The organism is Frankia umida (assembly GCF_023242945.1).
GTDB classification, from domain to species: Bacteria; Actinomycetota; Actinomycetes; order Frankiales; family Frankiaceae; genus Frankia; species Frankia umida.
Genome location: NZ_JALKFT010000023.1, coordinates 24,116 through 48,013, shown reverse-complemented (window position 1 = coordinate 48,013; position 23,898 = coordinate 24,116). Strand labels below are relative to the sequence as shown.

Below are 23,898 nucleotides of genomic sequence, written 5' to 3'. Positions count from 1 at the left end.
GGGTCAGGTGGCCCCCGCGGCCCGCAGCGCGGCGATCCTCGCCGGCGGGTAGCCGAGCCAGGTCAGCACCTGGTCGGTGTGCTGGCCCAGCGCCGGCACCGGGCCCATCGGCAGTTCCACGCCACTGAAGTCCCACGGTGGCAACAGTGCGCCCACGGGGCCGACCGGGGTCTCGACCTGCCGCCAGCGGTCCCGTGCCGAGAGCTGCGGGTGGGACAGCAGGTCGGTGATGGTGTTGAGGCGGCCGCTGGCGATGTCGAGGGCGTCCAGCCGCTCGAGGACGCCCGCGACGGGCAGCGTCACCGTGCGCCCACCGACGAGGGCGTCGACGAGGCGCCGGTTGCGTACCCGGGCGACGTTGGTGGCCCACCGCGGGTCCTCCACCAGCTCCGGACGACCGAGGAACGTGGTGGCGAAGCGCGCCCATTCGCGGTCGTTCTGGATGCCGATGAGAACCTCGGCGCCGTCCTCCGTCGGATAGGCGTCGTAGGGAGCGATGCTGGCGTGGCTCAGCCCGGCCCGCGGCGGGTTCACCCCGGTGGCCCCCGTGTGGTGGATCTGGTAGCCGAGCCACTCCGCCGTCGCGTCGAACAGGCTGGTGTCCACGGCGATGCCCTCGCCGGTGCGCTCGCGGGCGACGAGGGCGGCGAGCGCGCCGCTGAACGCGTACATGCCGGCGGCGATGTCGGAGGCCGGTATCCCCGTCTTCGCGGGACGCTCCGGCCCGCCGGTCACCGAGGCGAGCCCCGCTTCGCTCTGCACGAGCATGTCGTAGGCGCGGCGGTGCTCGAACGGGCCGCCGGCACCGTATCCGGACAGGCCGACGGTGACCAGTCGCGGATGGCGGGCGCGTAACGCGGCGCCGCCGAAGCCGAGCCGGTCGGCGGCGCCCGGCGCCAGGTTCTGCAGGAAGACGTCCGCCCGGGCCACGAGGTCGGTCAGGACGGTGACCCCGTCGGGGTGTTTGAGGTCGAGGGTCACCGATTCCTTGCCCCGGTTCAGCCAGACGAAGTGGCTGCCCATCCCGTTCACGGCGGTGTCGTAGCGGCGGGCGAAGTCCCCACCGTCCGGCCGCTCGACCTTGATGACCCGGGCGCCGAGATCGGCGAGATGCCGGGTCGCGAGCGGGGCCGCGACCGCCTGCTCCAACGCGATGACGGTGATGCCCCGCAGCATCGGCGGTCCCCCCATGCTGGTCCTCCCGGTGGACGAGGGTCGGCGTACGACCGACCGCACAGGCGATCTGAGCAGATGATGGGGATTCTAGTATAGCGAATGACTTTCGCTATACTCTTTCGAGAGACCCTCGAGGGGAGAGATGATGATGCGAGCCAGCCCTCACGACCGGGTTCCCGCGCCGGATCACCAACCCACCTGCCATCCGCCGGTCACCGCCGGTCATGGCCGGTCGGGGCGGTGGGCACGATGAGCACCCCACGACCGGCAGACACCAGCGAACCCACGCAGGCAGGCATCCCCGCGGGGACGGACGATCCGCGAGGCTCGGTCGACAGGGCGGTGGCACAGCTGGCGGCACTGCTCGGCGGCGACTCGGGCGCGCTCACCGTGACGGAGGTCGACCCGGCGTGTGGCACGGTCCGCCTCGCCCTGTCCCTCGACGACGTGGACTGCGCCGACTGCGTACTGCCGCCCGACCGGCTCTACGACGTGGTGCGGTCGCAACTGGACGCCGCGGTACCCGGCCTGCGGGCGGTGACGCTCGAGGACCCGCGGCTGTCCGCCCCGACCACCAACACCCCGACCACCAGCTCCCCGGCCACCGGTGGCACCATCACCGTTCTCGACCCCACCTGCGGGGCCGCACCAGGTGATCCCGACCCGGGACCCGACCTCGGCCCCCTCGCCGGCCGACGGATCGGCTTCCGCATCGACGTGCTGTGGCCGGCGTGGGACCAGACCGTCGACGAGTGGACGACGACGCTCGAGCGGGCGGGCGCCACGGTGACCAGCTGGCGGCGGGCACAGGGACTCAAGGGCGCCGCCGGTGCGAGCACGCAGGCGGAGTACGACGCCTTCGTCGGCGGGGTCGACGCCGTGGTTTCGGGCCTGGCCAACTGCGGCTCGTGCACGTCATGGAGCGTCCGCGACGGGCTGAGCGGCCTCGAGAAGGGGCTGCCCACCGTGGTCGCGGTGACCGAGCGCTTCGTCGGGCTGGCCGGAGTTCTCGCCGCTGACAACGGCCGGCCGGGTCTGCGACTGATCGCGCTACGCGCTGCCCTGAACACACTGTCGGAGGACGAGGTCCGAGCCGCCGCGCGCGAGGCGTTCCCCCGCCTGCTCGCCGGTCTGGGTGCCGTGACCGAGGGGGTCGGCGTCTGATGACCGTCACCACGACCAGCGAACAGCTGACGGCGCCAGCCGATCAGGAGTCCTTCGACGCCTTCGCCCGCGAACGCGGTTGGAGCGACGGCCTGCCGCTGGTACCGCCGAGCCCCGAGCTCGTCGCGCGCTGTCTCGAGCAGTGCAACGTCGATCCGGCTGAGCCGATCGCCCCGCTCCCCCCGTCGGGCGCGATGTGCACCGCGGAGAAGCTGGCGGTGAACGCGGTCATGGCCGGGGCGCCGGCGGCGGCGTTGCCGCTGCTGCGGGCGGCGGTCGAAGCGGTCGCCGACCCACGTTTCGAGCTGCACGCGCTCAACGCCACCACAGGGTCGGTGGCCACCGCACTGCTGGTCAACGGGCCGCAACGACACCGCCTCGGAATCCCGTTCGGCGCCGGCTGCCTCGGCGGCGGGGCTGGCCGGGCACCGGCGATCGGGCGGGCCCTGCAACTGGTGCTGCGCAACGTGGCGGGCCTGCGCGTCGGGGTGACCTCGCAGAGCACGTTCGGGCAGCCGGGCCGGGTCGCCGGCATCGTGTTCGCCGAGTGGGAGGAACGCTCCCCGTGGGCGCCACTGGCCGAACGGCGCGGCGTGCCCGCCGATGCCGTCACCGCCTTCGCCACGATGGGCACCGCCAACATCTGCGAACTGCTGTCGAACGATCCGGTCGAGCTGCTCCACTACGTCGGCCGCGCGCTGGCACACACCGGCGCGAACGGCTACCTGCTCGCCCTGGCCTCCTCCGAGGTCGTGGTGGCGCTCAACCCGGTCTGGGCGAACCTGGTCGCCCGTGAGTATCCCAGTGTCGAGGACGTGCAGAACGTGCTGTGGGAGCGGGCGTCCGCACCGCTGTCCGAGTGGCCAGTGCGCCACCAGCGGCTGTTCGAGGAGCAGAACCGGGTGGACGGCTCCGGCCGGGTGCGACTGGTCCGCCGACCCGAGGAGGTGATCGTCGTCGTGGCGGGCGGGCTCGGTGGGCTGCACGCCGCCGCGCTGCACGGCTGGGGCACCACCCTGGCCCAGACGAAGGCCGTCCGGTCGTGAGCGGCACCGGTGCCGGGCCCGCCGGGGACGGTGCCGGGCCCGCCATGGCACCGGGCCGTTCGGTCGCCGCTGACAGCGACCCGTTCCCGCGCGGCGGCGCACTGCGCGGCCTGCGGGTGCTCGACGCCGCCACGCTGTACGCCGGCCCGCTGATCGCCTCGATGCTGGCCGACCACGGCGCGGACGTCGTACGACTCGAACCACCCGGCGGGGATCCGTACCGCACCCGTGCGCCCGGGCTGTTCGCGCTCACCGGGCGGGACAAACGCTCGATCGAGCTCGACCTGAACGACGCCGAGGGCCGCCGGCTGCTGCACGCGATGATCCCCCAGGTGGACGTCGTGGTGACGAACCAGCCGGAGCCGCGGCTGGTTCGTCACGGGCTCGACTTCGCCACGCTCGCCGCGCTCAACCCGACCCTCGTCCTGGTCCGCTTCAGCGGGTACGGGCTCGACGGCCCGCTGGCGCGGCACCCGGGCAACGGCTCGCTCGGCGAGGCGTTCGCCGGTCTGACCCACATGACCGGGCACCCGGACGGGCAGCCGATGCTGCCGTCGGTCCCGCTCGGTGACGTGGTGGCCGCCTTCGCCGGGGCGTTCGGCGTGCTCGCCGCGTGCTACCAGCGGCTGGTACACGGCGGGCCGGGGCAGGTCGTCGACGTCAACCCGGTGGACGCGATGTTGCACGTCACCGCGCCGATGTTCGTGGACTACCAGGGTGGCCCACCGGCGGGCCGCCGGGGCGGCGCCATGGCGCACGCCCCGCTGCGCGGCGTCTTCGCCGCTGCCAACGGACAGTGGGTGGCGGTCGCCCTGTCCACACCCCGGCAGCTCGCGGCACTGCACGCCGTCGTCGACCCGGACGCGCCGACGGTGACGTCGGGCCCCGCCGGGAACGCACCCGCCGATGCGACACCGGCCCCGCGGGTCGCGGCCTACCTGCGCCGCTGGTGCGCGACCCGCAGCCGCCGCGAGGTGCTGGAAACCCTGGCCCGCGCCGGGGTGCCGGTCGCACCGGTGAACGACGCCGCGGATCTGGTTGACGACCAGCACCTGGCCAGTCGCGGGGCACTGCGTGCCGTCGACGCGGACGACGAGCGGCCCCATCGGCTGCCCGCCCCCGCCCCACGGCTGTCCGCGGGCGCCGCCACACACGCCGGCAGGCTGCCCGGCCCGGGCGAGCACACCGCCGATGTTCTGGTCGAATGGAGTCATGAACGACGCTCTCACCCCTGAATCGGCCGGGCGTGCGCGCCCGGTGACACGGGAGGCCGCGGCCGAGGGTCGGCGGCCCAGGAGGGCCCGTAACTCGCTCAGCCGTAGCGAGATCGTCGCCGCCGCGCGCCGCCTCACCGAGGTCGACGGCCTCGCCGCGCTCAGCATGCCGGCTCTGGCTCGCGAGCTGGCCTGTGCTCCCGCCAGCATCTACCGGCACTTCACCGGCAAGGAGGAGCTGGTCGGAGTGCTGGCCGACCAGGTGATGCGCGACATGCACCTGCGTCTGCCGCCGGCCGGGGACGGCCCCTGGCGCGACGAGCTCGTCGCCTACTTCACCGCCTACCGCTCGCTGATGAACGAGTCGACGGCCTACCGCGAGGTGATGCTGTTCGCGCCGGTCGCGGTGTTGCGTGCGGCGCTGACACCGGCTCAGATGCGTCGGGTCGACTCGGGCATCGGCCTGCTGTGCCGCGCCGGCCTGTCGTTGGCGGACGCGACCAGGGCCTACAACGTGTGCTTCAACTACACCCGTTCCTTCACCGCGCTGGAGCACGCCGCCCGCCAGCCCGTCGACGGCTCCCTGCCGCCGAGCGCGGTGCCCAGCCTGCCGGCAGCCGAGTATCCACATCTCGCGGAGCTGCCCGACGCCACCGCGGCCCTCGCCGTCGACGAGGCCGGTTTCCGCTTCGGCCTGCAGCTGCTCGCCGAGGGCATCACCCGCACGGTCGAGCCGCCGCGCGGCGACGGCGCGGCGGCCAGCTGAGCCGTCCGCCGGCGGGCGGGAGTCGACCGCGGCGAGGGTGCGACGCGCGTCGAGGGTGTGCGGACCACCGTTGGATTCGCACGTCCGGACGCCCTGGTCGCGCTGCTGACGTGCGCTGACGCCGGGCGAGCACGCCCCTGCCGGTGACCGGCCGCCACCGCCCGCCGGCCCTCGACCTCCTTGGATGACGCCGATGCCAGAACCGGCGGCCAGCAGCGGACGGGCTCCGCTCCATGGCGATCTTCGCGCCTACAGCGAGGTCCGCCCGATCCAACAGGCCAACGACACCGACGAGCTCGCCGAGGTGACCTTCGACCAGGTCAGCGTCCCGCGAGAACAGATCGTGGGTCGGCTGGACGGCGGCTGGAAGGTCGCCATGCACATCCTCGCCCACGAGCGTGACACCAACGGATGGTTCCGCCACAGTCTCCTCAACCGCCAGCTGGCCGACAGGGCGCGGTTCGGCACGCCGGCGACGGACGCTCTGCTCGGCGACGCCCTGCTGGACCTGGCCGCGGTTGCGGATCGAACCTGCACCACCTCCACCATCCGGAGCTGATCAAAGCCGACCGCCGGGACCGCCCGGGCGCTCTGGGACACGAGATGGTGGGCCGGGTCACCCGGGTCGCCGCCGACGTGCGGACCTACGAGGTCGGCGATCTCGTCGCCCTCGAACCCCAGCTGGCCGCGGGCTGCGGGGACTGTGCCGAGTGTCAGGCCGGCACCGCGTGGTTCTGCCCACGACCAGCACCCCTGCCGGTGTGGGGGTTCGCCGAACGGATCGTGGTCCGGGCCGCCGGTGCGTGGCGCCTGCCAGCCGGCCTGGACCCGACCGTCGCCGCGCTGATGGAACCGATGGCGGTCAGCCTGCACGCGCTGCGCATCACCGCGCTGTGCGCCGAGCGGGCCGACGACCTCACCGGGGTCAACGTCGTCGTTCTCGGTGCCGGGGCGACGGGCCTGCTGGCGGTCGCGGCCGCCCGCCACCTCGGCGCGCACCGCGTCACCTGCGTCGCCCGCCACGATCACCAGGCCGAACTGGCCGCCCGGATGGGTGCGCGGGTGATCCTGCGCGACGGCGCGGCCGACCTGGAGGAGACGCTCATCGCAGCCGAACCCCACCTCGTGCTCGAGTGCGTCGGCGGCCGGGCGGACACCCTCGGCCTGGCCATACGCGTCGCGGCACCGCACGGCGAGGTGAGCGTGGTCGGCCTGTTCGACGAACCGCAGCTGGTCGACAGCCGCTCGGCTTTCAGGCGTGAGATCCGCCTTGTCTTCCCCGTGGTCTACGGGGTCGTGCGCGGCGTCCACGACTATGAGATCGCCGCCCGCGTCCTGCAGGATCCGAGCACCCCGTTCGCCGACCTGATCACGCACCGCTACCCACTGGAAGAGATCGGCCAGGCGTACCGCACGGCCGGCTCGAAGTCCGCGGGTGCCGTACGCGTGATCGTGACCGGAACGGGCTGAGATGCTCGTGCCTGTCGCGACGAACTCCCGGTGGCCGACCGGGATCCGGTCGCCGTCGATCATCTCACCGGTCCGGTCCGACGCGGTGGGCGCCGGGTCGAGCATCGTCCTGACCTGCTCGGCGATGACCGGGTGGTCGTCGATGGCGTCGGCGATGAGGCCGCTCACCGCCGCCCCCACCGTCCTGTCCGGGCAAGGAGAAGCCCCGGCCTGGACCCAGACCGGGGCGCTCGTGGTCGCCGGTCAGCTGGCTGTCGGCACCGCCGCGGTCTCCTCCACGACGGCGAACAGGCCACCCTCAACATCGCTCCAGTCGCTGACGGGGCGGATGCCGAGGGTCGCGAGCAGCTTGTCGGCGGCGTCGCCGAGGGCGGGGAGGTCGGCGGCGTCGAGGCGGCCGACGACGGCGCCTTCCTTGTCAGCCTCACCACGGATGATCCGGACGTCGAGGGTGTCAGCGTCGACGTAGGCGTAGGTGTTCGTGTCGGTCAAGGGAGCCTCCCTGGGACATAGGAGAGATCGGTTCGATCCGTACGAGGGAGATCCTTACGCAGCGACGCGGACCCGGGCCACGCGCCTCCGCAGGTGTCAGGCCCCATGGGCATATGGCGTGCCGTGGTCGTCCCGCGAGGCCAATCCCAAACCGATAGCGGCCAAATCCGGTCTGACCGCAGCTGCGGATGCCCACCGCGGTAGATGTCGTGTGGTGCCACTCCGCGGCCGGATGATGTGCGGGCAGGCGCGGTTGGGAACCGCCGGCCTGGGCCTCTGAACCCGTCGGCGAGGTCGATGCCGACCCGGTCGACGAAGAAGGCCCGCGCGGTACCGACCACGCCGTCTCCAGCTCGGACGAGACGCCCGACCTCCCCGCACCGTCGGATCAGCGCCGGGGCACACAGGCCCGGACCCAAGCGCTGACGCATGGTCGCGGCGGCGGCCTGGTTGAGTACGGGCTCAGCCAGAGCAAGCCGGTTCGTGGCGGCGGCGAGCGACATCTCACCTCGGCGGCCCTGTATAGTGCAGGAACACCGACGCGGGGTGGAGCAGCTCGGTAGCTCGCTGGGCTCATAACCCAGAGGTCACAGGTTCAAATCCTGTCCCCGCTACTCGAAAAAATTCTCCCAGGATCTCCTGGGAGAATTTTTTGTTTTGGGTTCAGGATGACCTCGGCGGGCAGTCCGGCGCTGACCGGGTCGATGGAGCCGGCCGAGGCTTGGAGACGTTTCCGCCTCAGGCCCATCGTCGAGGTCGCGGCGTAGGGTTTCCCCGGTCTGTTCCTGGACCGTAGCAACGTCCGCGCGTCGGGCCCCGTGGTCCGCCGGCCTGGGACCCTCATGCGGTGGCGGTCTCCACATACCGCCGCACGAGCAGGCCGCCGATCCCCAGGACGTCGTCAAGTAGCCGCCGCACACGGTCGATCTCGTCGGCGGTGCAGTCGATCAGGACCTTGACCTCGACGTCACGCTTGCCCGGATCCACCGTCACGAAGAATCCCACCACGCCGGCACCGACGGCGCTGCCACGAAAGACGTCCACACCGTCGCCGTCCGCGGCCACGGTGCCCTCCAGGTAACCGTAGTCGACGGGATACACGGCCTGTGGCGTCCGCGGGTGCCTGCTGCCGGCCGGGCGGTCCACCACCAGTCGCGAGGTGACTGTCAACTCGTCGAGGTTGCCGAAGCGGTCAGCTTGACGAACACCCGGACGTCGACCGTCGCCCCATCGGTGCGCAGGACGTCACCGGGCGTACGGGTCACCAGAACGGCCGCGGGTGCCCCAAGGTCGCGGCCGGGTTCAAGGACCCGCCGCAGGTTCGACACACACCTGCAGGCTGGCCATCGCGCTCGCCGGCGGCTCGCCCCCGGCGAGGCTGTCGACGATCGCGTCGACCGTATCCGCGGCGGCGAGAAGCAGCGCGAACAACGCTCGCTGCTTAGCCTCGGGCTTTCACCGGGGTGATCGTCTGTTGGGTTGCCGCAAATAGGAAAGTCCTCCTGACCAGGGAGGATCGGGCTTGTCGAGGGCCTGATCGATCCCGTACCAAGGAGCACCTTCGCGGTGAAGCTTACCGGTGTGTACCCGTCTGTCTTCGTCGACACCGCGGGGCGGGGTGTCGTGTCGTCGGCCGGGGGGCTGCTGCTGACCGAGACGGTCCGGGTGTCCGGGCTCGCTACCGGGTTGTCCGAGGCGCTCGCGCCGTGGCGCGCGCCGACGGCAACGCATGACCCGGCGAAAGTACTCCTCGATCTGGCGGTCAGCCTCGCGCTCGGTGGCGACTGCTTGGCGGATATCGCGCTGCTCCGGGCCGAGCCGGAGCTGTTCGGGCTGGTGGCCTCGGACCCGACGGTGTCCAGGGCTGTCGACCGGCTCGCTGGCGACGCCGACAAGACGCTGGCCGCGATCGACCGGGCACGATCGGCCGCACGCGCCCACGTGTGGTCCCACGCTGGTTCGCACGCGCCCGACCATCAGGTGTCAGCCGATGCTCCGCTGGTCGTGGACCTCGACGCCACCCTGGTCACCGCCCATTCGGAGAAAGAGGACGCCCGGGCGACGTTCAAGAAAGGGTTCGGGTTCCATCCGCTGTGGGCGTTCATCGACCACGGCCCAGCCGGTTCCGGTGAACCCGCGGCGGTGCTGCTGCGCGCGGGTAACGCCGGGTCGAACACCGCCGCCGATCACATCACCGTCGCCACCCGGGCGCTGGCCCAGCTCCCGGCCCGGCTACGCCGCTGCCGCAAGGTCCTGATCCGCGCCGACTCCGCCGGCGGCACCCACGCGTTCCTGGCCTGGGCGCACAGGCGCAGGCTGGCATATTCGGTCGGGTTCACCCTCCCCGACAACGCCGCAGACCTCATCGCCGGTCTCCCGGCGGCGGCGTGGACACCGGCCTACGACGCCGACCGGCAGCCCCGCCCCGGCGCGTTCGTCGCCGAACTCACCGGCCTGATGGACCTGGGCGGCTGGCCCCCGGGCCTGCGGGTCATCGCCCGCAAGGAACGCCCGCACCCCGGCGCACAGCTCCGGATCACCGACGTCGACGGGAACCGGATCACCGCGTTCGCGACGAACACCACCCGCGGGCAGCTCGCCGACCTCGAACTACGCCACCGCCGCCGGGCCCGCTGCGAAGACCGCATCCGCAACGCCAAAGACACCGGCCTGAGCAACCTGCCGCTCCACGACCTCGACCAGAACAGGATCTGGTGCGCCATCGTCGCGCTCGCCTGCGACCTGATCGCCTGGACCCAGATGCTCGCCCTCGCCGATCAGCCCGCCCGGCGCTGGGAACCGAAACGGCTACGCCACCGACTGTTCTGGCTGGCAGGCCGCCTCGCCCGCCACGCCCGCACCACCGTCGTGCACCTGCCCGCCCATCACCCCTGGGCCCCACTCGCCCTCCACGCGATCACCACCCTGCGCGCACTACCCGCCCCCGGATAGCCCGCGACCACAGACCTCCCACCCCACCAACCAGAAGGAACACCCCCCGGACGTGGACCGGGCGCCCACCCCGCGCGACAGCCGGGGCACCCCGCCACGGCCACACCCAGACCAAGCGGCATAACTCAACATCAACAAGAGTGGGAGACCAGCCCACGATCACACCCGGTCCAGGCGCGAAAGATCTGGGTTAGGCCGGCCAAGGTCGACCGCAACACCGTCAACAACAACCTCGACCGGTCCGAGCCCCCGAATCAGCACCACATGATGTTACGTTCCTGCGGCCGTGTCCGTTTTGCCGGTGGTCCGCAGAGTGGCGGTCATTCCCGTGGATCGGCCACGTGACAACTGGCGACCAGTACCGCGTTGTCCCGAGGCCGTCAACGGAATCGCCGACCGTCGGTGCCAACCCCGGTCGGGCAAGCGCCCCCGAACCAACCCCCGGTCCGTGCGGTCAATGGAAGGCGAGCCCATCGTCGACCGCAGAAGTGATCCCGCTGAATCCTTTCGGGCGAACCGCGGCACCCGGGTTCCGCGGTTCGTGGGCACACAATGAAGATCGCCGAGGTGAAGCTGTGGGTCACGGCCTGTCGGGCACGGATTGCCGGCGACCCCAGTCCTGTGGAGAGGCGGCGAGGAACAGCAGAACAATCCCCCTGCGATCCGTCTGGCGTGGATCATGCCTGTTCGAGGCGGTCGAAGGCGGCGTCCATAGCGGCGGTGCGTAGCTGGTACCGCTCACGGTAGGTGCCGTGGGTGATGATGTAGGGGTTGTCTGCCTGGAGTTCCTGGATCACGTTGCGTACTGCGTGGTCGGGGGTGACGACGTGGCTTGCTTCGTCGGTGCCACGGCTGGCGAGCATGACCTCGATGTCGTCGGGCAGCATCGTCCAGGCGCCGCGTTCGGCGGGCCGGGCACTGGCACTTGTCTCGAGGTGGCGGGTGGTCATACCGGCGGGAAAGAGCACCGAGACGCCGATGCCCTCTGCCGCGAGTTCCGCGCGCAGCGTCTCGGCATAGCCCTGCACAGCGAATTTCGAGGTGATGTAGGCGCCGAGTCGGACCCCGGGGACCAGCACGCTCGACGACGCCGTGACCATGATCCGCCGCCAGCCGCCACGGGCTCGGATGAGCGGCAGAAAGCTGCGGACGGTGCGGACCGTCCCGAGGACGTTGACGGACAGGACCCATTCCCAGTCCTGGTCGGTGAGGCGATCCAGAGCGCCGAACTGCTGGACACCGACGTTGGCGCACAGCACGTCGCAGCCGCCCAGTGTCGCCTCGACGTGGGCGGCCGCGTCGGTGATGGCCTTCGGGTCACCGACGTCCACGCGTGCGGCGGTCGTCGGGACGCCGAACCGCGCGGCGATCTCGTCCGCGGTCTGCTCCGCGGTGGCCGGGTCGATGTCGAGGGCGGCCACCGCCATGCCGGCCTCGGCGAAGACCCGCGCCAGTGCGGCGCCCAGGCCGGAACCGGCGCCGGTGATGACCGCGACCTTGTCGGCCAGTTCCACGGGACGCACGATCACTTCCCCGCCGGACTGCTGATGTCCATCCGTAGGCGGGTCAGTTTCGAGGTCCTGATCCGCCAGGTTCCGTCGGACTTCTCATAGGTCTCGTGGTAATGACCGAAGCCGCTCAGCTCGGCGCCATCGGCGAAGCGGACGCGGTCCTCCATCGCCCAGATCCCGACCGCGGATCCGGGCGAGACGATGGTGATCTCCGGGGTGTGGCACTGGTGCACCGTGACGCTCTCGGCGAGCGCGACCCGCAGGAAGTCCAGAAAGGCATCCCCACCGGCGACGACACTCCCACCGGAATCGGTGGTGTCGATGACCACGTCGTCCGCGAGAAGCTGGCGGTAACCTGCCCAGTCCTTCGTGTCGAGTAATCGGCAGTACCGAGCCTTGAGCTGTTTGATCGCCTCGATGTCATCCATAACGATCTTCTCCCGGGTTCGGTGGTAACGGCTGTCGAACAGGGAAACGTGTGGCGCCCGTGTCGTACTGGCGAGCCCCGAAAGGCCCGGCGGACAACGGTGATGCACGGTGCGGTGCGCGTGGCGGATGCCCGAACGTGTGCCGACCCGCGGGCAGCACACCGGCGCCGCGCCTGGAACCCTGGAGACGCCGACGTCGACCGCGATCGGCAAGTTACCTGCCAGCCGGCAGGCAGGTCAACGGGTTGTCTGCCGACCGGAATCCTCTCTACGGTGGCGGACATGACCGCCTCAGGCCCTGGACTTCGGCGCACGCAGGCCGAGCGCCGCGCGGCGTCCGAGGCGGCGCTCCTGCAGGCGGCGGCGGAGCTCATCGCGGAGGTGGGCATCGAACGGACCTCGCTGCGCGGTGTCAGCGAGCGGGCGGGCATCAGCCGGGCGATGCCGGCCTACCACTTCGGTTCGAAGGACGGGCTTGTCGACAGGCTGGTCCACCACGCCTACGAGCGCACGGTCGCGGCGACGACCGTCGCCCTGCGCCCGAGTCAGGGCGACCTCGATCAGCTGTCCCGACTCGACCTTCTGCGCGCGATCATCGAGACCTACCTCACGATCGTTGGCTCCGGCGCCAGCGTCGAAGAACGCGCCGTCATCGTCATGTGGGGGGCGACCTTTCCCGCCGGCGCCGACCTGCCCGTCATGGTCCAGGCTGATCAGGCGACCCATCGGGCCCTCGCCGACACCATCCGCGACGGCCAGCAGGACGGCTCGATCCGAGCGGACCTCGACGCCGATGCCGCGGCTCTGCTCCTCATGGGTATGGCACGAGGAGCCGCCGCCATGTCCCTGGCGCATCCCACCGCCGCGGACCCCGCACGAGTCCGCGACCTGTGCGGACAAACGATCACCGCCGTCCTGGGACGACCCTGAAAGCTCCTGGCGACTTACGGGAGACAGATCCTAAAATCCTGAGAGATCCGGCGCCTGCACGGACCGGCCCCACGGCAGCGATGTGGCAGGCGGTCGTCTAACCGGAACCGCGCTGGACGGCGGGCTCATGCTGGGACGGGGCGGGACCGGTGGGCGAGGGGGCGGGTGGGGCCGCGGGCCGTAGCAGCCGGGCGATCATCTCCGCGATGCGTTCGACGCTGGCATGTCGAGCGACGGCGCCCTGCAGCAGCACCCGGGTCAGCAGGGTGCCCAGGAGCATGTCGAAGACGTCGTCGGGATCGACCGACGGATCGACGCTTCCGGATGGGGTGGCCCGCAGGATGTCGATGAACTGCGGCCGCGCCGAGATCCGCACGACCAGTTCGGTCGGCAGCGCCCGGCTCGACGTCTGGTAGTGCGCCAGCATGCCGGCGGCGGCGGCGCGGGCGGCGGGCGCGTCGAACACCTGCAGGTAGGCCCGGATGAACCGGCAGAGATCGTCGTGAAGATCGCCACTCGGTCGGACCTGCAGCGGGCTGAGTCCGGGAAAGGTGGCCTCGGCGATCAGTGCGATCCGCGACGGCCAGCGCCGGTAGATCGCCGAGGCGTGCACCCCGGCCCGTTCGGCGACGGCCTGCACCGTCGTCGCGTCGAACCCACGCTCGACCAGCAGCTCCCGGGCTGCCACCAGGGCCCGCTCGCTGATGGCCGCGTCTCGTGGACGCCCGAGGCGGCGGGGTGGCTGCGCCATGCCGCGATGGTACGTACGGCTCGCCACCGCTCCGGCTCATCGTCTCGCCATCTAGGAGGCGATTCCTGTAATGATTGTGGTTAGAGTCCGGTTCGCGGACGCGTCCGGCCGTCCGCGGACGAGCAGGAGGAGGAGCCGATGCGGGCAGCTGTCGTGCGGGGCGGCACGGTGAAGGCGCAAAGGACGCCGGACCCGGCACTGGGGATGATGCGGTGAGTGAACACGAACAGCGGGAGGCGGCCTTCGAGGCCATGCACGCTCCGTTGGGGCACACCATGCACAACCTCGGCAACCTGGATATCCGTCTTGACGGCGACGGCGCGCAGGCCCGCACCTATGTCAATGCGTTGATCATGGCGAAGGACGGGCAGAGCGGATTCGCCGCGCACGGCTACTACGACGACCAGCTCGTCCAGGCCGGGGACAGCTGGCAGATCGCCCATCGTCGCTTCGTCCAGGTCCACGTCAGCACGGTCGGCGTGGACCCCGGCCGGGCAGGAGCTGGTTCATGACCTTCGCGCAGCGGTACGGGCCCTGGGCGCTGGTGGCGGGCGCCTCCGAGGGAGTGGGTTCGGCGTTCGCCGAGGCACTCGCCGAACGCGGGCTGAACGTCGTCCTGCTCGCCCGACGGCAGGCCGTTCTGGACGAGGTCGCGGCGGGCATCGCCGCGCGCACCGGCGCACGGACCCGCGCACTCGCGGTTGACCTCGCGACCCCGGACGCCGCGGCGACGATCGCCGCCGCCACCGCGGACCTCGACATCGGCTTCCTGGTCTACTGCGCGGGGGCCGACCCGAACTTCGAGCACTTCCTCGCCCACCCGGTCCAGGCCGCGCAGGCCATGGTGCACCGCAACTGCACGGTCCCGATGCAGCTGTGCCACCACTACACCCGCGGCATGGTCGAACGTGGCACCGGTGGCGTCATCCTGCTGGGCTCGGGAGCCGGGTTCGCCGGCGCGCCGAACATGGTCGCCTACGGCGCCACCAAGGCGTTCAGCATGGTCTTCGCCGAAGCGCTGTGGGCCGAGCTACACGACCAGGGTGTCGACGTGCTCGGCCTCATCCTCGGCAAGACCGACACCCCGGCCCTGCGCCGCCTGGAACACGCCCGCGGCCAGCTCCCCACCCTCGACGCGCCTCCGTCCGACGCCGCCTCCGTGCGCGACGTCATCACCGAGGCCTTCGACCACCTCGACACCGGACCCACCTGGATCGTCGGTGAACAACTGCGCCAGGCCGTCGCACTGATGAGCACCCTTCCCCGCAACGACCTCGTCGCCGCCATGGTCCAGGCCACCGCCGACGCCATGCACACCACCGACCCCAAGCACACCACCGGCGCCACCTCGGCCGAGGAGTAGCCGCTCCACGCGGGCCCCAGCCGTTGCCACACGATTTCGGAGGATGATGTGAAGGTCGGATTCGTCGGTGTCGGCAGCATGGGCCGTCCCATGCTGGAGCGGGTCGCCGCCGCCGGGCATGACGTGTCGTTCTTCGCCCGCCGCGAGGAGGTCAGACGTGACCTCGAAGCGGCCGGAACCGCCACCGGCGCGCCGACCCCGGCCGCCCTCGCGGCCGACCGCGAGGTAGTCGTCGTCTGCGTCTTCAATGACCAGCAGGTGCGCGAAGTCTGCGAGGGGGAGTCGGGTCTGATCGCGTCGCTGCCACCCGGCGCGACACTGATCATTCACACCACCGGCAGCCCCGACACCGCCCCCCGACTCGCCGAGGCGGGCCGCCTCCGCAAGATCCAGGTTCTCGACGCGGCCTTCAGCGGCGGCCCGGGCGACGCCGCCGCCGGTCAGATCACCCTGCTTGTCGGCGGTGAACCCGAGGTCCTCGAGACGGTCCGACCGGTCCTTGCCAGCTACTGCGACCCCATCGTGTCCGTCGGAGCGCTCGGTGACGGCCAGCGGGTGAAACTGGTCAACAACGCCCTGTTCGCCGCGAAGGTCGCCCTGGTCGCCGAGGCCGAGCGCATCGCCCGCGATCTCGGCCTCGACCCGGTGCAGGCCCTCGACGCCATCAGCCACTGCAGCGGCGCCAGCTACGCCCTGGGCACCGTCCGCGCAGCCGGCTCGTCCGCCCGCCTCCAGGAAGCGGCCGGCCGCTACATCGCCAAGGACGTCGCAACCGCCAAAGACCTCGCCACCGCGGCGGGCACGAACCTCGGCCTGCTCGCCACCGCCGCGGACACCGTCGCCCACCCGGCCGATCAGCCACCACCCGCCGCGGCACCCGCTGCGGCACCTGCCGTACCGCCCTCCGTCCAGGCGCTCTGGGACATCGAACAGATCAAGCAGCTCAAGGCCCGCTACTTCCGCTACCTCGACCTCAAGGACTGGGACGGCTTCCGCGCCCTGTTCACCGACGACTGCATGCACCACCTCCCGACCGAGGGAGAAACAACCGTCCAGTCCAACGAGGAGTACTTCGGTTCGACCATTCCCATGCTGGAGCACGCCTTCACCACGCACCACGGCCACATGCCGGAAATAACCCTGACCAGCCCCACCGAGGCCGAAGGAATCTGGGCGATGTTCGACTACGTCCGGATCGACGGCCCACAGGGCGCCATCGCCCTCAAGGGCTACGGCCACTACATCGAGACCTACCGAAAAGACCCCGACGGCCATTGGAGAATAAGCTCCAAGCGCAACGAACGTCTACGCGTCGACCATCTCCCCCAGCCATAGTTTTCCGTTGCACAACCGGATCATCCACGGCCACCGATCCGTCGACTTCGAAATCCTGCATATCGCGGCCAGGGAACAACTGCCCCCGTCCACCGCCGACCTGCGCCGAGCACTCTCCTGTGTCGACGAAGGACCTTGATGCGACTTCGGCCGTGATCGTCTTGGTTTCATGATCGTAAGTCAGCTTCAGGCGAGCCTGCCTTCCTGACCTCCGGCGCGGCACCCCCCACGGCTCGCGGCACACTGCGCCGCGCTCGAGCACTGTCCGAAGCACCCGAGGTGGACCTTCCGCGACCCCGGCACCCGCGCCCTCGAGCCCGTGTACGCCGTCCACTACAACGGACTACGACGCGCGCTTGCAGGGCGCCCAGATCGGGTACGACCTCGGCGTCCAGCGGGCGCGCTGGCAGGTCTGGTCGCTCACGAACTGGAGGGGCGACGCCGGCACCCTCCAGCACGTCCACGGGCAGTACCGCTTCCACGTCCACCTTTCTGACGTCGTCCGGCTGCGTGAACGAGTGACCGGCAAGCACTTCGACCAGAACGGCGATAGCGTCGTCGAAATCGGGACTTGGGCAACCAGCCAGCGCGGACAGAACGTCATGCCGGGTACGGCTACCGTCACGCTTCCGCGCAGGTCATGAGAGGTGTGAGATGGGTAAGATCATTGTCGGCGTCGATGGAAGTGACACAGCGAGCAAAGCCGCGGCCAGAGCGGCGGCGCTCGCTTCCGCCCTCGGGCATGAGCTGATCGTCGTCAGCGCCTTCAGCTCAACCGACCGGTTACAGGTGGGCCGGCCCGGCGACGAACTCGACCTGTCCGCGAGCGATGCCGCGCTGAAGATGGCCCAGCAGGCGATCGAAGATCTCCCGGCCGGCCTCGCCGGCCTGACCACCACTCCTCGCTCGGAGTTCGGCAAGCCGGCTGACGTGCTCGTCAGGGTCGCCGAAGAGCTCGGGGCGAGCATCATCGTGGTGGGCAACAAACGCGTCCAAGGTGTCACCCGAGTCCTGGGCAGCATCGCGGCGGACGTCGCCCATCACGCGCCCTGCGACATCCTCATCGCGCACACCCACTGAGGAGATGCCGCCGCCGGCAGCATCGGGATGCCGGCACGCGTGATCGGTCGTCCCAGCAACCGCGACCTGTCGATGATCATATGGGCGTCACGTCCACCACGGCGGTCGTGAGATCGCCGCGCCAGCCCGTCCAAACCACCAGTCACTCCTCACCTCCAGGTCCGCCTGCTCGGGACCGAACCGCAGGAGGCCGCTGGTGTGGTTCGACGTTCCGGGGCACAACTGCGGACGAACCTCACGAGGATCTCGAGGGCCAGCCCGCCCTCGCCAGGTCAAGGCGCGGTGCCGCGCCAGCGGTGGATCTCCAGGGCGACACCGACCGGCAGGAGGTTGTCGGACAGCGGTGTCGGTAGCAGCCGTTCGGCGCGGGCCAGGCGGCGCAGCAGGGTGTTGCGATGCAGGTAGAGCCGGGCCGCGGCGGCGGTGGCGTTGCACCCGGTGGTGAGGAAGGCGCGTACCGCCTCGCGCAGTTCGGGCGCGGCGGTCTCCAGATCGCCGAGGGCGCCGCTCACGAACCGGGCGGCGCGTTCGGGTCGGAGGTGAGGGAGAAGACGATCTCGATCCAGTGCCGCAGCGCGACGCTCTGGCCCGATCGGTAGGCGTCCAGCATGGTGTCGCCATCACCTCAGCCTAGGGCGAGATGGTGCATCCTGCACCGCAGGAATAGCAGGCAGGTGCAGGATGTACCTGGCGGGCGGCCCCGGGCGGTAGCAGCATCTGAGCCTGACCTGTTCTGGAGTTTCGCCTGGGGGTGCCCGCGTGCCGTCTGCCGCCGCCCAACTCGAACATCTCGACGTCCTCATCGTCGGGGCGGGCATCTCCGGTCTCGGGGCCGCGTACTACCTGCGGCGGGAGCATCCGCGGCGCAGCCACGCGATCCTGGAGGCACGCGGCGCGCTCGGCGGCACCTGGGATCTGTTCCGCTACCCGGGCATCCGGTCGGACTCCGACCTGCACACCTTCGGCTATGCGTTCAAGCCGTGGCGGGGCGAGCGGTTTCTCGCCGACGGCGAGCAGATTCTGGCCTACCTGCGCGAGACCGCCCACGAGTTCGGCATCGAGCGCGACATCCGTTACCACACGAAGGTCGTCAGCGCGTCGTGGTCGTCGCCGGACGCCCGCTGGACGGTCGAGGTGGTGAACACCGAGTCCGGTGCCCGCTCGGCGCTGACCTGCTCCTGGTTACTGTGCGCCACCGGCTACTACCGCTACGACGAGGGTTTCACCCCGCCCTTCGACGGGCGGGAACGCTTCCGCGGGCAGATCATCCACCCCCAGCACTGGCCGGCCGATCTCGACGTCACCGGCCGGCGGATCGTGGTGATCGGCAGTGGCGCGACGGCGGTGACGCTGGTTCCGGGCTGGCCGACATCGCGGCGCACGTCACCATGCTGCAGCGGACGCCGACCTACATCCTGGCAACCCCGCCCCGGGACGCGCTGGTCATCCGTCTGCGCCGGATGTTCGGCGAGAAGCGTGCCCACACCCTCGCCCGCGCTCTCCACATCCTTCGCCAGCAGGCGATGTGGCGGTTCTGCCGACGGTTCCCGAAGGCCGCCCGGCGACTCATCCGCCGGATGAACGTCAGGATGCTGCCTGCGGGCTATCCGGTCGACGAACACTTCGGTCCGCCGTACGACCCCTGGGACCAGCGGCTGTGTTTCGCTCCGGGCGGCGACCTGTTCACGGCGATCAGCCGGGGTGCGGTCTCGGTCGTCACGGACCGCGTCACCACCTTCACCGAGGACGGCGTGCTGCTGGCCTCCGGACGGGAGCTGGCGGCGGATGTCATCGTGACCGCGACCGGGTTGAACGTGCAGGCGTTCGGGGGTGTGCCGCTGACCGTCGACGGCGAGCCCGTGCGGCTGTCGAACACGGTCGCCTACAAGGGCCTCATGCTGTCGGGAGTGCCGAACCTCGCCTACATGGTCGGCTACACCACCTCCTCCTGGACGCTCAGGATCGGCCTGCTGTGCGAGCACTTCTGCCGGCTGCTGACGCACATGGACGCGCACGGCTACGACACGGCCTGCCCGGTGGTCGCCGACCCGGACCTGGGGACCCGCCCGTTCCTCGACTTCGGCGCCGGCTACATCCAGCGCGTCCTCGACGAGCTGCCCAGGCAGGGTGACCGCAGGCCCTGGCTCACCTCGTTCGACTACCTCGGCGACGTCAGGCTCCTGCGGCACCTGCCGGTGGCGGACGACGAACTGCGGTCGTCCCGTTCCCGTCAGCGGACAGGAGCAGCGTCGTGACCACCATCGCGGGCGAGGTCCGCGCGCGTTTCGGGGTCGTGCACCAGCTCCACAACGCCAGGCTCACCGACCTCGCGGTGCGTCTGCTGCCCCGCCACCACCCCGACCTGTCGGTCCGGATTCTGCGACGGCTCCTGCGCCCTGCCAGCGCGAAGGCCTCCTACCGGTCGGGTGACCAGCTCCGCGCGGCACCCGACCGGTAGGACGGCGCGCGCTCCGGTGGACAGCCGCCTCGGTGCCGCGGTCATGTCGTCAACGGGGGTGGACGCGGCGCGGGTGGCGGAGATGGGCGCGTGGGGCCGTAGGTCGTCAGGCTGGTCACTCCATGGGCCTTGGCGGCGTACATGGCCAGGTCGGCACGATGCAGGAGGTCCTGCGCGGAGACGGGGGCACTGTCGGGTTCGACGATGACGAGGCCGAAGCTGGCGGCGGCGCTGTATGTGGTGTCGGCGAGGCGGACCGGGGTTCGGACCGCTTCGGTGAGCCGTCGGCCGATCACGGTGAAGTCCTCGGTTCCGCCTTCGAGCAGGATCGCGAACTCGTCGCCGCCGAGACGGGCCACCGTGTCGTCGGCGCGGACGGACTCGGCCAGCCGGCGGGCGGTCACGCGCAGCAGATCGTCGCCGGCGGCATGCCCGAGGGCGTCGTTGACCTGTTTGAAGTCGTTGAGATCACAGAAGATCACTGCCAGGCGGTGGGGGTGGCGGCGCCATCGGGCGAGTGCGTGGTCGAGCCGGTCGGCGAACAGTGTCCGGTTCGCCAGGTCCGTCAGCGGATCGTGGAAGGCGAGATGACGTAGTTGGCGTTGACTCTCCTCAACCCGGGCCAGTAGGCGGATGTTGTCGGCCATCGTGGTCAGCTGCCGGATCAGGGCGACCACCAGCAGTCCCAGCAGTGCCCAGATCTCGTACTGCCCGTGCAGGCTGTGTCGGGCCGCCATGCTGATCGTGACCACGCCGGCGACGAGGAGGGGCAGGTAGGGCAGGGCCGAGTGCCACCAGCGACGCCGGGAGGCCGTCCGCGCGTCGTCCCGGTGGCCGGCCCCGGGCGGCGCCGCGGGACCGTCGCCGGTGGACCTGTCGGGAGGTGACAGCGCGGCGAGCCCCACGAGCAGCGGGGGCAGGATCACCCCGAGATCGGCTAATCGGGGGACATCCGTCCGGCCAGTGGACGCCGAGTACAGGTAGACGTTCATCGTCACCGCGAACACCAGGAAGGCCGTTCCCAGCAGGCCCAGGACCAGCTGTCGGTGCGCGTACCGGAAGGTGGTGATCAGAACAACGACCACGGTGAGCATCAGGGTGGTGGCACTGACCGCGATGCCCACGATGATTGATTCCGCGTGACTGTCGGCTATCGAGACCATGTGGTGCAGGATGGTCTCCCAGGCCACGAGAGTGGCCGCCCCTGCCACCACGACGCCGTCGAGGATTGTGATCACGTACCAGCGAGCGTCTTGGACGGGCCCGGGACCGCGGACCGCGAGGTCGAACGGCTCCGTCGGATAGGTCAGCAGGCTGGCGACGCCGAACGCGCATGGCAGCAGGAACAACAGCGAAGCCGGCGTCAGCCGGATCAGGCCCGAGTCGGTGACGACCGCCGCCTTCAGCACTATCACCGCGACCGCGAGGAGGAACAGCAGCATCGCCGCGCTGAGGAGGCGCCAGTGGCGCTCCCGCCCGCGGTTGCGGGCAGCACAGACCAGGCACACCGCCGTACCTGCGGCGTAGACCGCCACGGCCAGGCATCGGAAAAGGAGCAGCCCCGGTCGCTCGGGCAGCACCACACCCGCCAGCAGGGTCGCGAGCATGAAGACGAGGACGCTCGCCGACGCTCGCCGGAAGAACCGATCGGTGGGCGAGCGGCCCGCACCCGATCCAGCAAGCACACCCGACGGGGCGCCGTCACTCATCTGGTCTCACCGTCCAGCCAGGCCGAACTGGCCGTTCCACATGGAACGAGCCCGTTGCCTCCTACCCGTATGCCCTGTTTCACCAACAGTACGCAGTGAACTTCGCTGCGTGAGCGGTTTCGCTGCCTGGTGGCGGGCTCGCCGTCGGGCAACGGCGAGGTCAGCGCTGGCCGAAGAAACGGCTGGCCACGCCGTCGAGGACGAGTGCCATGCCCTGAGCGAAGACACTGTCGGCGCTGGCGGCGAGGAAGGCCGGACCAGCGGTGCGCGGCGCCAGGTACTGATCGGGCGGCTCACCATGCCAGCGCCGTCGCGCTGGCGGGCTAGCGGGGTACTACCCATGCGTCCAGCAACGAAGGCCCGGTTCCTCGCGCTCGGACTCACCGGAACGTTCGCGGCCGTCGGCTGCGGCTCGCATCCGGGCTCACCGGCTCCGGCCGCCGCGACGAACACCGTCACACCCGGTGCACCCGCCACACCCGCCGTATCGGCCGCCCCGATCACGGGCCGTTACGTCGCGATGGGCAGCTCCTTCGCCGCCGGCACCGGCCTCGGCGCTGACATCAGCACGGGCTTGCCTGCGCTCCGCCAGGAACTACCCCCACCTGCTCGCCAGCCGGCCTCACCTCGACCTCGTCGACGTCACCTACGGTGGCGCGACCATCCAGAACCCGCTCAACACTCCCCAGGGCGACCATCCCATCCAGATCGCCGGGCTCACCGCGGACACCCGGCTGGTCAAACACCTCCCGCCTCGCCGCCACCGACTCCCACGTCACCCTCATCGACGCCTACACCGCCAGCGTCGGACACGATGTCTGTGCCCCTGCCACCGGCCGCTTGATCGACGGCTCGAACGCGACCGGCACGCCCCACCACCCCAACGCGACCGGCACCGCCGCCCTCAGCACCCTGATCGCCCTCGCCCTCGCTCATCCCAGCAGCCAACCCACCACGCCCCGGGCCACCGCCTCACGCGGGTAACCCGCGTCCGTTGTCCTGACCTTCGTCGAAGCGGGTGGCCATCCGCGCGTGGCCGCCCGATCGACGGCGCCCACGTCAGCGCGGGTCGCGATGGCGGTCGAGGAACCTGCGCATCTCGGCTCTCAGGTCGAGATCCTCCGGGCTGGCACCGCCGAACCCGCCGTGTGGCATGGCCTCGAAGACATGCAGTTCGGCGTCGACGCCGACGGCGCGCAACCTGCGGTGCAGTCGCACGGTGTTGGACAGGAACAGGTCACGGGTGCCGGACTGCAGGAAGGTGGGCGGGAACCCGGTGAGATCCGCGAACAGCGGCGACAGCAACGGATCGGACAGGTCGTGTCCGTCCGCGTACAGCAGGTTCACCTCGCGGAGGCTGCTCAGGACGTTGTCGAACTCGCGGTTGGTGTGGAAGGTGTCTCCCGACTCGGTGAGATCGACCTCCGGAGTCAGCAGCACCAGGGCCGCGGGCATGGGCAGTCCTTCCTGCCGCGCGCGGACCAGCAGGGCCACCGCCAGGTTTCCACCCGCGGAACCGCCGCCCACGAAGATCTCCGAAGGGTCCCGCTGCTTCAGCGCCTCCCGGTACACCGCGAGACAGTCGTCGAGGGCGGCCGGATAGGGATGCAGGGGCGGCATCCGGTAGTCCACCCCCCAGGTGATCATTCCGTTGGTCATCGCCGTCACCGAGCTCATCGTCCGACACAGCTCGCCGCCTCCCAGGATCAGCGCACCGCCGTGCAGGTCCAGGTAGATCGGTGTTGTCTCAGTGTCCGTACCCGGCAGGGCGATGACATAGGCGCGCACACCGGCGATCTCGGTGTCCTCCACCGCCACCGGGAAATCGAAGCCGGTGAGCCGCTCGCGCACAGTGGAATCCACCGACTCGACGAAACCCAGCCAGCCCTGCACGTCATCGAGCGCCGGGTAGCTCCACGGAGCAGCCGCCGGTACCGCCAGAAACTGGCGCGCGACCTCACTGACACTCGTCGGAACCGGAACCTGGGTCGGCTCGCTCATGGTGGCTCTCCTTCGCCGAAGCCCGCGACCACGACAGGCCGCCATCTCCGTA

Annotated in this window: 26 protein-coding genes and 1 tRNA gene; 17 read left to right on the top strand and 10 right to left on the bottom strand. The window is 70.6% G+C overall.

The genetic code is table 11. The annotated features are described in order from the left end of the window. Nucleotides 1-3: 3 nt before the first annotated feature. Nucleotides 4-1,191, bottom strand: a complete 1,188-nt coding sequence (locus tag MXD59_RS19415; RefSeq protein WP_248826083.1) for a CaiB/BaiF CoA transferase family protein — start codon at nt 1,189-1,191, stop codon at nt 4-6. Nucleotides 1,192-1,425: 234 nt separating this feature from the next. Here MXD59_RS19415 and MXD59_RS19410 point away from each other — a divergent pair, with 234 nt between their 5' ends. The 6 genes from MXD59_RS19410 (at nt 1,426) to MXD59_RS19385 (ending at nt 6,836) form a co-directional block, all read left to right on the top strand. Continuing rightward, nucleotides 1,426-2,340, top strand: coding sequence for a UGSC family (seleno)protein (locus MXD59_RS19410; RefSeq protein ID WP_248826082.1), 915 nt, complete (start codon nt 1,426-1,428; stop codon nt 2,338-2,340). Next, on the top strand, nt 2,340-3,386 hold the full coding sequence (locus tag MXD59_RS19405) for a hypothetical protein (protein ID WP_248826081.1): 1,047 nt from the start codon (nt 2,340-2,342) through the stop codon (nt 3,384-3,386). The genes MXD59_RS19410 and MXD59_RS19405 overlap by 1 nt, the downstream gene beginning before the upstream one ends. Then, complete coding sequence (locus MXD59_RS19400) at nt 3,383-4,621, top strand: CaiB/BaiF CoA transferase family protein (RefSeq protein WP_248826080.1); 1,239 nt, start codon at nt 3,383-3,385, stop codon at nt 4,619-4,621. The genes MXD59_RS19405 and MXD59_RS19400 overlap by 4 nt, the downstream gene beginning before the upstream one ends. Continuing rightward, on the top strand, nt 4,599-5,366 hold the full coding sequence (locus MXD59_RS19395) for a TetR/AcrR family transcriptional regulator (RefSeq protein WP_248826079.1): 768 nt from the start codon (nt 4,599-4,601) through the stop codon (nt 5,364-5,366). Before MXD59_RS19400 ends, MXD59_RS19395 begins: the two co-directional genes overlap by 23 nt. Before the next feature lie 193 nt (nt 5,367-5,559). Then, nucleotides 5,560-5,925 carry a hypothetical protein gene (locus tag MXD59_RS19390; protein ID WP_248826078.1) on the top strand — a complete coding sequence of 122 codons (366 nt, stop codon included), beginning with the start codon at nt 5,560-5,562 and terminating at the stop codon, nt 5,923-5,925. Then, nucleotides 5,898-6,836, top strand: a complete 939-nt coding sequence (locus tag MXD59_RS19385; RefSeq protein WP_248826113.1) for a zinc-dependent alcohol dehydrogenase — start codon at nt 5,898-5,900, stop codon at nt 6,834-6,836. Before MXD59_RS19390 ends, MXD59_RS19385 begins: the two co-directional genes overlap by 28 nt. Before the next feature lie 243 nt (nt 6,837-7,079). On the opposite strand, the gene MXD59_RS19380 is transcribed toward MXD59_RS19385, so the two are convergent. Further along, nucleotides 7,080-7,328 carry a hypothetical protein gene (locus tag MXD59_RS19380; protein WP_248826077.1) on the bottom strand — a complete coding sequence of 83 codons (249 nt, stop codon included), beginning with the start codon at nt 7,326-7,328 and terminating at the stop codon, nt 7,080-7,082. Between the two features lie 540 nt (nt 7,329-7,868). On the opposite strand from MXD59_RS19380, the gene MXD59_RS19375 reads away from it, so the two are divergent. Beyond that, a tRNA-Met gene (locus tag MXD59_RS19375) sits at nt 7,869-7,942 on the top strand. Nucleotides 7,943-8,168: 226 nt separating this feature from the next. Here MXD59_RS19375 and MXD59_RS19370 read toward each other — a convergent pair. Both MXD59_RS19370 and MXD59_RS26585 read right to left on the bottom strand, forming a co-directional pair. Continuing rightward, nucleotides 8,169-8,498, bottom strand: a complete 330-nt coding sequence (locus MXD59_RS19370) for an inorganic diphosphatase (RefSeq protein WP_248826076.1) — start codon at nt 8,496-8,498, stop codon at nt 8,169-8,171. 132 nt (nt 8,499-8,630) lie between these two features. Then, entirely contained in the window at nt 8,631-8,759 is a 129-nt protein-coding gene (locus MXD59_RS26585) for a hypothetical protein (RefSeq protein WP_283097158.1), read from the bottom strand. Between the two features lie 135 nt (nt 8,760-8,894). Between MXD59_RS26585 and MXD59_RS19365 the strand changes: the two genes are divergently transcribed. Next, a complete protein-coding gene (locus tag MXD59_RS19365) occupies nt 8,895-10,280 on the top strand; it encodes an IS1380 family transposase (protein ID WP_248826075.1) in 1,386 nt (461 codons plus the stop codon). 677 nt (nt 10,281-10,957) lie between these two features. On the opposite strand, the gene MXD59_RS19360 is transcribed toward MXD59_RS19365, so the two are convergent. Then, nucleotides 10,958-11,803: an SDR family oxidoreductase gene (locus tag MXD59_RS19360; RefSeq protein WP_248826074.1), complete on the bottom strand. Its 846-nt coding sequence runs from the start codon at nt 11,801-11,803 to the stop codon at nt 10,958-10,960. Nucleotides 11,804-11,805: 2 nt separating this feature from the next. Then, entirely contained in the window at nt 11,806-12,219 is a 414-nt protein-coding gene (locus MXD59_RS19355; protein ID WP_248826073.1) for a nuclear transport factor 2 family protein, read from the bottom strand. 282 nt (nt 12,220-12,501) lie between these two features. Between MXD59_RS19355 and MXD59_RS19350 the strand changes: the two genes are divergently transcribed. Beyond that, entirely contained in the window at nt 12,502-13,149 is a 648-nt protein-coding gene (locus MXD59_RS19350; RefSeq protein WP_248826072.1) for a TetR/AcrR family transcriptional regulator, read from the top strand. Between the two features lie 97 nt (nt 13,150-13,246). Here MXD59_RS19350 and MXD59_RS19345 read toward each other — a convergent pair whose 3' ends face one another. Continuing rightward, nucleotides 13,247-13,900, bottom strand: coding sequence for a TetR/AcrR family transcriptional regulator (locus MXD59_RS19345; RefSeq protein WP_248826071.1), 654 nt, complete (start codon nt 13,898-13,900; stop codon nt 13,247-13,249). Between the two features lie 212 nt (nt 13,901-14,112). Here MXD59_RS19345 and MXD59_RS19340 point away from each other — a divergent pair, with 212 nt between their 5' ends. The 5 genes from MXD59_RS19340 to MXD59_RS19320 all read left to right on the top strand — a co-directional run bounded on the left by MXD59_RS19340 (nt 14,113) and on the right by MXD59_RS19320 (nt 17,678). Continuing rightward, entirely contained in the window at nt 14,113-14,412 is a 300-nt protein-coding gene (locus MXD59_RS19340) for a nuclear transport factor 2 family protein (protein ID WP_248826070.1), read from the top strand. Continuing rightward, nucleotides 14,409-15,263 (top strand): SDR family NAD(P)-dependent oxidoreductase, encoded by an 855-nt coding sequence (locus MXD59_RS19335; protein ID WP_248826069.1) that lies wholly within the window; start codon nt 14,409-14,411, stop codon nt 15,261-15,263. Before MXD59_RS19340 ends, MXD59_RS19335 begins: the two co-directional genes overlap by 4 nt. 48 nt (nt 15,264-15,311) lie before the next feature. Beyond that, on the top strand, nt 15,312-16,598 hold the full coding sequence (locus MXD59_RS27025) for an NAD(P)-binding domain-containing protein (RefSeq protein ID WP_248826068.1): 1,287 nt from the start codon (nt 15,312-15,314) through the stop codon (nt 16,596-16,598). A gap of 356 nt (nt 16,599-16,954) precedes the next feature. Then, nucleotides 16,955-17,242 carry a hotdog family protein gene (locus MXD59_RS19325; RefSeq protein ID WP_248826067.1) on the top strand — a complete coding sequence of 96 codons (288 nt, stop codon included), beginning with the start codon at nt 16,955-16,957 and terminating at the stop codon, nt 17,240-17,242. A gap of 10 nt (nt 17,243-17,252) precedes the next feature. Beyond that, nucleotides 17,253-17,678 (top strand): universal stress protein, encoded by a 426-nt coding sequence (locus MXD59_RS19320; protein WP_248814854.1) that lies wholly within the window; start codon nt 17,253-17,255, stop codon nt 17,676-17,678. A gap of 272 nt (nt 17,679-17,950) precedes the next feature. Here MXD59_RS19320 and MXD59_RS19315 read toward each other — a convergent pair whose 3' ends face one another. Beyond that, on the bottom strand, nt 17,951-18,190 hold the full coding sequence (locus tag MXD59_RS19315) for a helix-turn-helix domain-containing protein (protein WP_248826066.1): 240 nt from the start codon (nt 18,188-18,190) through the stop codon (nt 17,951-17,953). Nucleotides 18,191-18,437: 247 nt separating this feature from the next. On the opposite strand from MXD59_RS19315, the gene MXD59_RS27800 reads away from it, so the two are divergent. Genes MXD59_RS27800 through MXD59_RS19300 form a run of 3 tightly spaced genes read left to right on the top strand, consistent with a single transcriptional unit; the run spans nt 18,438 to nt 20,136 of the window. Continuing rightward, complete coding sequence (locus tag MXD59_RS27800; RefSeq protein ID WP_248826065.1) at nt 18,438-19,259, top strand: flavin-containing monooxygenase; 822 nt, start codon at nt 18,438-18,440, stop codon at nt 19,257-19,259. A gap of 8 nt (nt 19,260-19,267) precedes the next feature. Beyond that, nucleotides 19,268-19,933, top strand: coding sequence for an NAD(P)/FAD-dependent oxidoreductase (locus MXD59_RS27795; protein ID WP_248826064.1), 666 nt, complete (start codon nt 19,268-19,270; stop codon nt 19,931-19,933). Next, on the top strand, nt 19,930-20,136 hold the full coding sequence (locus MXD59_RS19300) for a hypothetical protein (protein ID WP_248826063.1): 207 nt from the start codon (nt 19,930-19,932) through the stop codon (nt 20,134-20,136). Before MXD59_RS27795 ends, MXD59_RS19300 begins: the two co-directional genes overlap by 4 nt. 41 nt (nt 20,137-20,177) lie before the next feature. On the opposite strand, the gene MXD59_RS19295 is transcribed toward MXD59_RS19300, so the two are convergent. Next, nucleotides 20,178-21,845, bottom strand: a complete 1,668-nt coding sequence (locus tag MXD59_RS19295) for a GGDEF domain-containing protein (RefSeq protein WP_248826062.1) — start codon at nt 21,843-21,845, stop codon at nt 20,178-20,180. A gap of 1,059 nt (nt 21,846-22,904) precedes the next feature. Continuing rightward, on the bottom strand, nt 22,905-23,846 hold the full coding sequence (locus MXD59_RS19290) for an alpha/beta hydrolase (protein WP_248826061.1): 942 nt from the start codon (nt 23,844-23,846) through the stop codon (nt 22,905-22,907). Between the last annotated feature and the right edge of the window lie 52 nt (nt 23,847-23,898).

What these genes read in the sequence shown, in the direction of transcription:
- MXD59_RS19415 (WP_248826083.1), bottom strand. Translation starts at nt 1,191, where the DNA reads ATGGGGGGACCGCCGATGCTGCGGGGCATCACCGTCATCGCGTTGGAG.
- MXD59_RS19410 (WP_248826082.1), top strand. Translation starts at nt 1,426, where the DNA reads ATGAGCACCCCACGACCGGCAGACACCAGCGAACCCACGCAGGCAGGC.
- MXD59_RS19405 (WP_248826081.1), top strand. Translation starts at nt 2,340, where the DNA reads ATGACCGTCACCACGACCAGCGAACAGCTGACGGCGCCAGCCGATCAG.
- MXD59_RS19395 (WP_248826079.1), top strand. Translation starts at nt 4,599, where the DNA reads ATGAACGACGCTCTCACCCCTGAATCGGCCGGGCGTGCGCGCCCGGTG.
- MXD59_RS19390 (WP_248826078.1), top strand. Translation starts at nt 5,560, where the DNA reads ATGCCAGAACCGGCGGCCAGCAGCGGACGGGCTCCGCTCCATGGCGAT.
- MXD59_RS19355 (WP_248826073.1), bottom strand. Translation starts at nt 12,219, where the DNA reads ATGGATGACATCGAGGCGATCAAACAGCTCAAGGCTCGGTACTGCCGA.
- MXD59_RS19350 (WP_248826072.1), top strand. Translation starts at nt 12,502, where the DNA reads ATGACCGCCTCAGGCCCTGGACTTCGGCGCACGCAGGCCGAGCGCCGC.
- MXD59_RS19345 (WP_248826071.1), bottom strand. Translation starts at nt 13,900, where the DNA reads ATGGCGCAGCCACCCCGCCGCCTCGGGCGTCCACGAGACGCGGCCATC.
- MXD59_RS19335 (WP_248826069.1), top strand. Translation starts at nt 14,409, where the DNA reads ATGACCTTCGCGCAGCGGTACGGGCCCTGGGCGCTGGTGGCGGGCGCC.
- MXD59_RS19320 (WP_248814854.1), top strand. Translation starts at nt 17,253, where the DNA reads ATGGGTAAGATCATTGTCGGCGTCGATGGAAGTGACACAGCGAGCAAA.
- MXD59_RS27795 (WP_248826064.1), top strand. Translation starts at nt 19,268, where the DNA reads ATGCTGCCTGCGGGCTATCCGGTCGACGAACACTTCGGTCCGCCGTAC.
- MXD59_RS19295 (WP_248826062.1), bottom strand. Translation starts at nt 21,845, where the DNA reads ATGAGTGACGGCGCCCCGTCGGGTGTGCTTGCTGGATCGGGTGCGGGC.
- MXD59_RS19290 (WP_248826061.1), bottom strand. Translation starts at nt 23,846, where the DNA reads ATGAGCGAGCCGACCCAGGTTCCGGTTCCGACGAGTGTCAGTGAGGTC.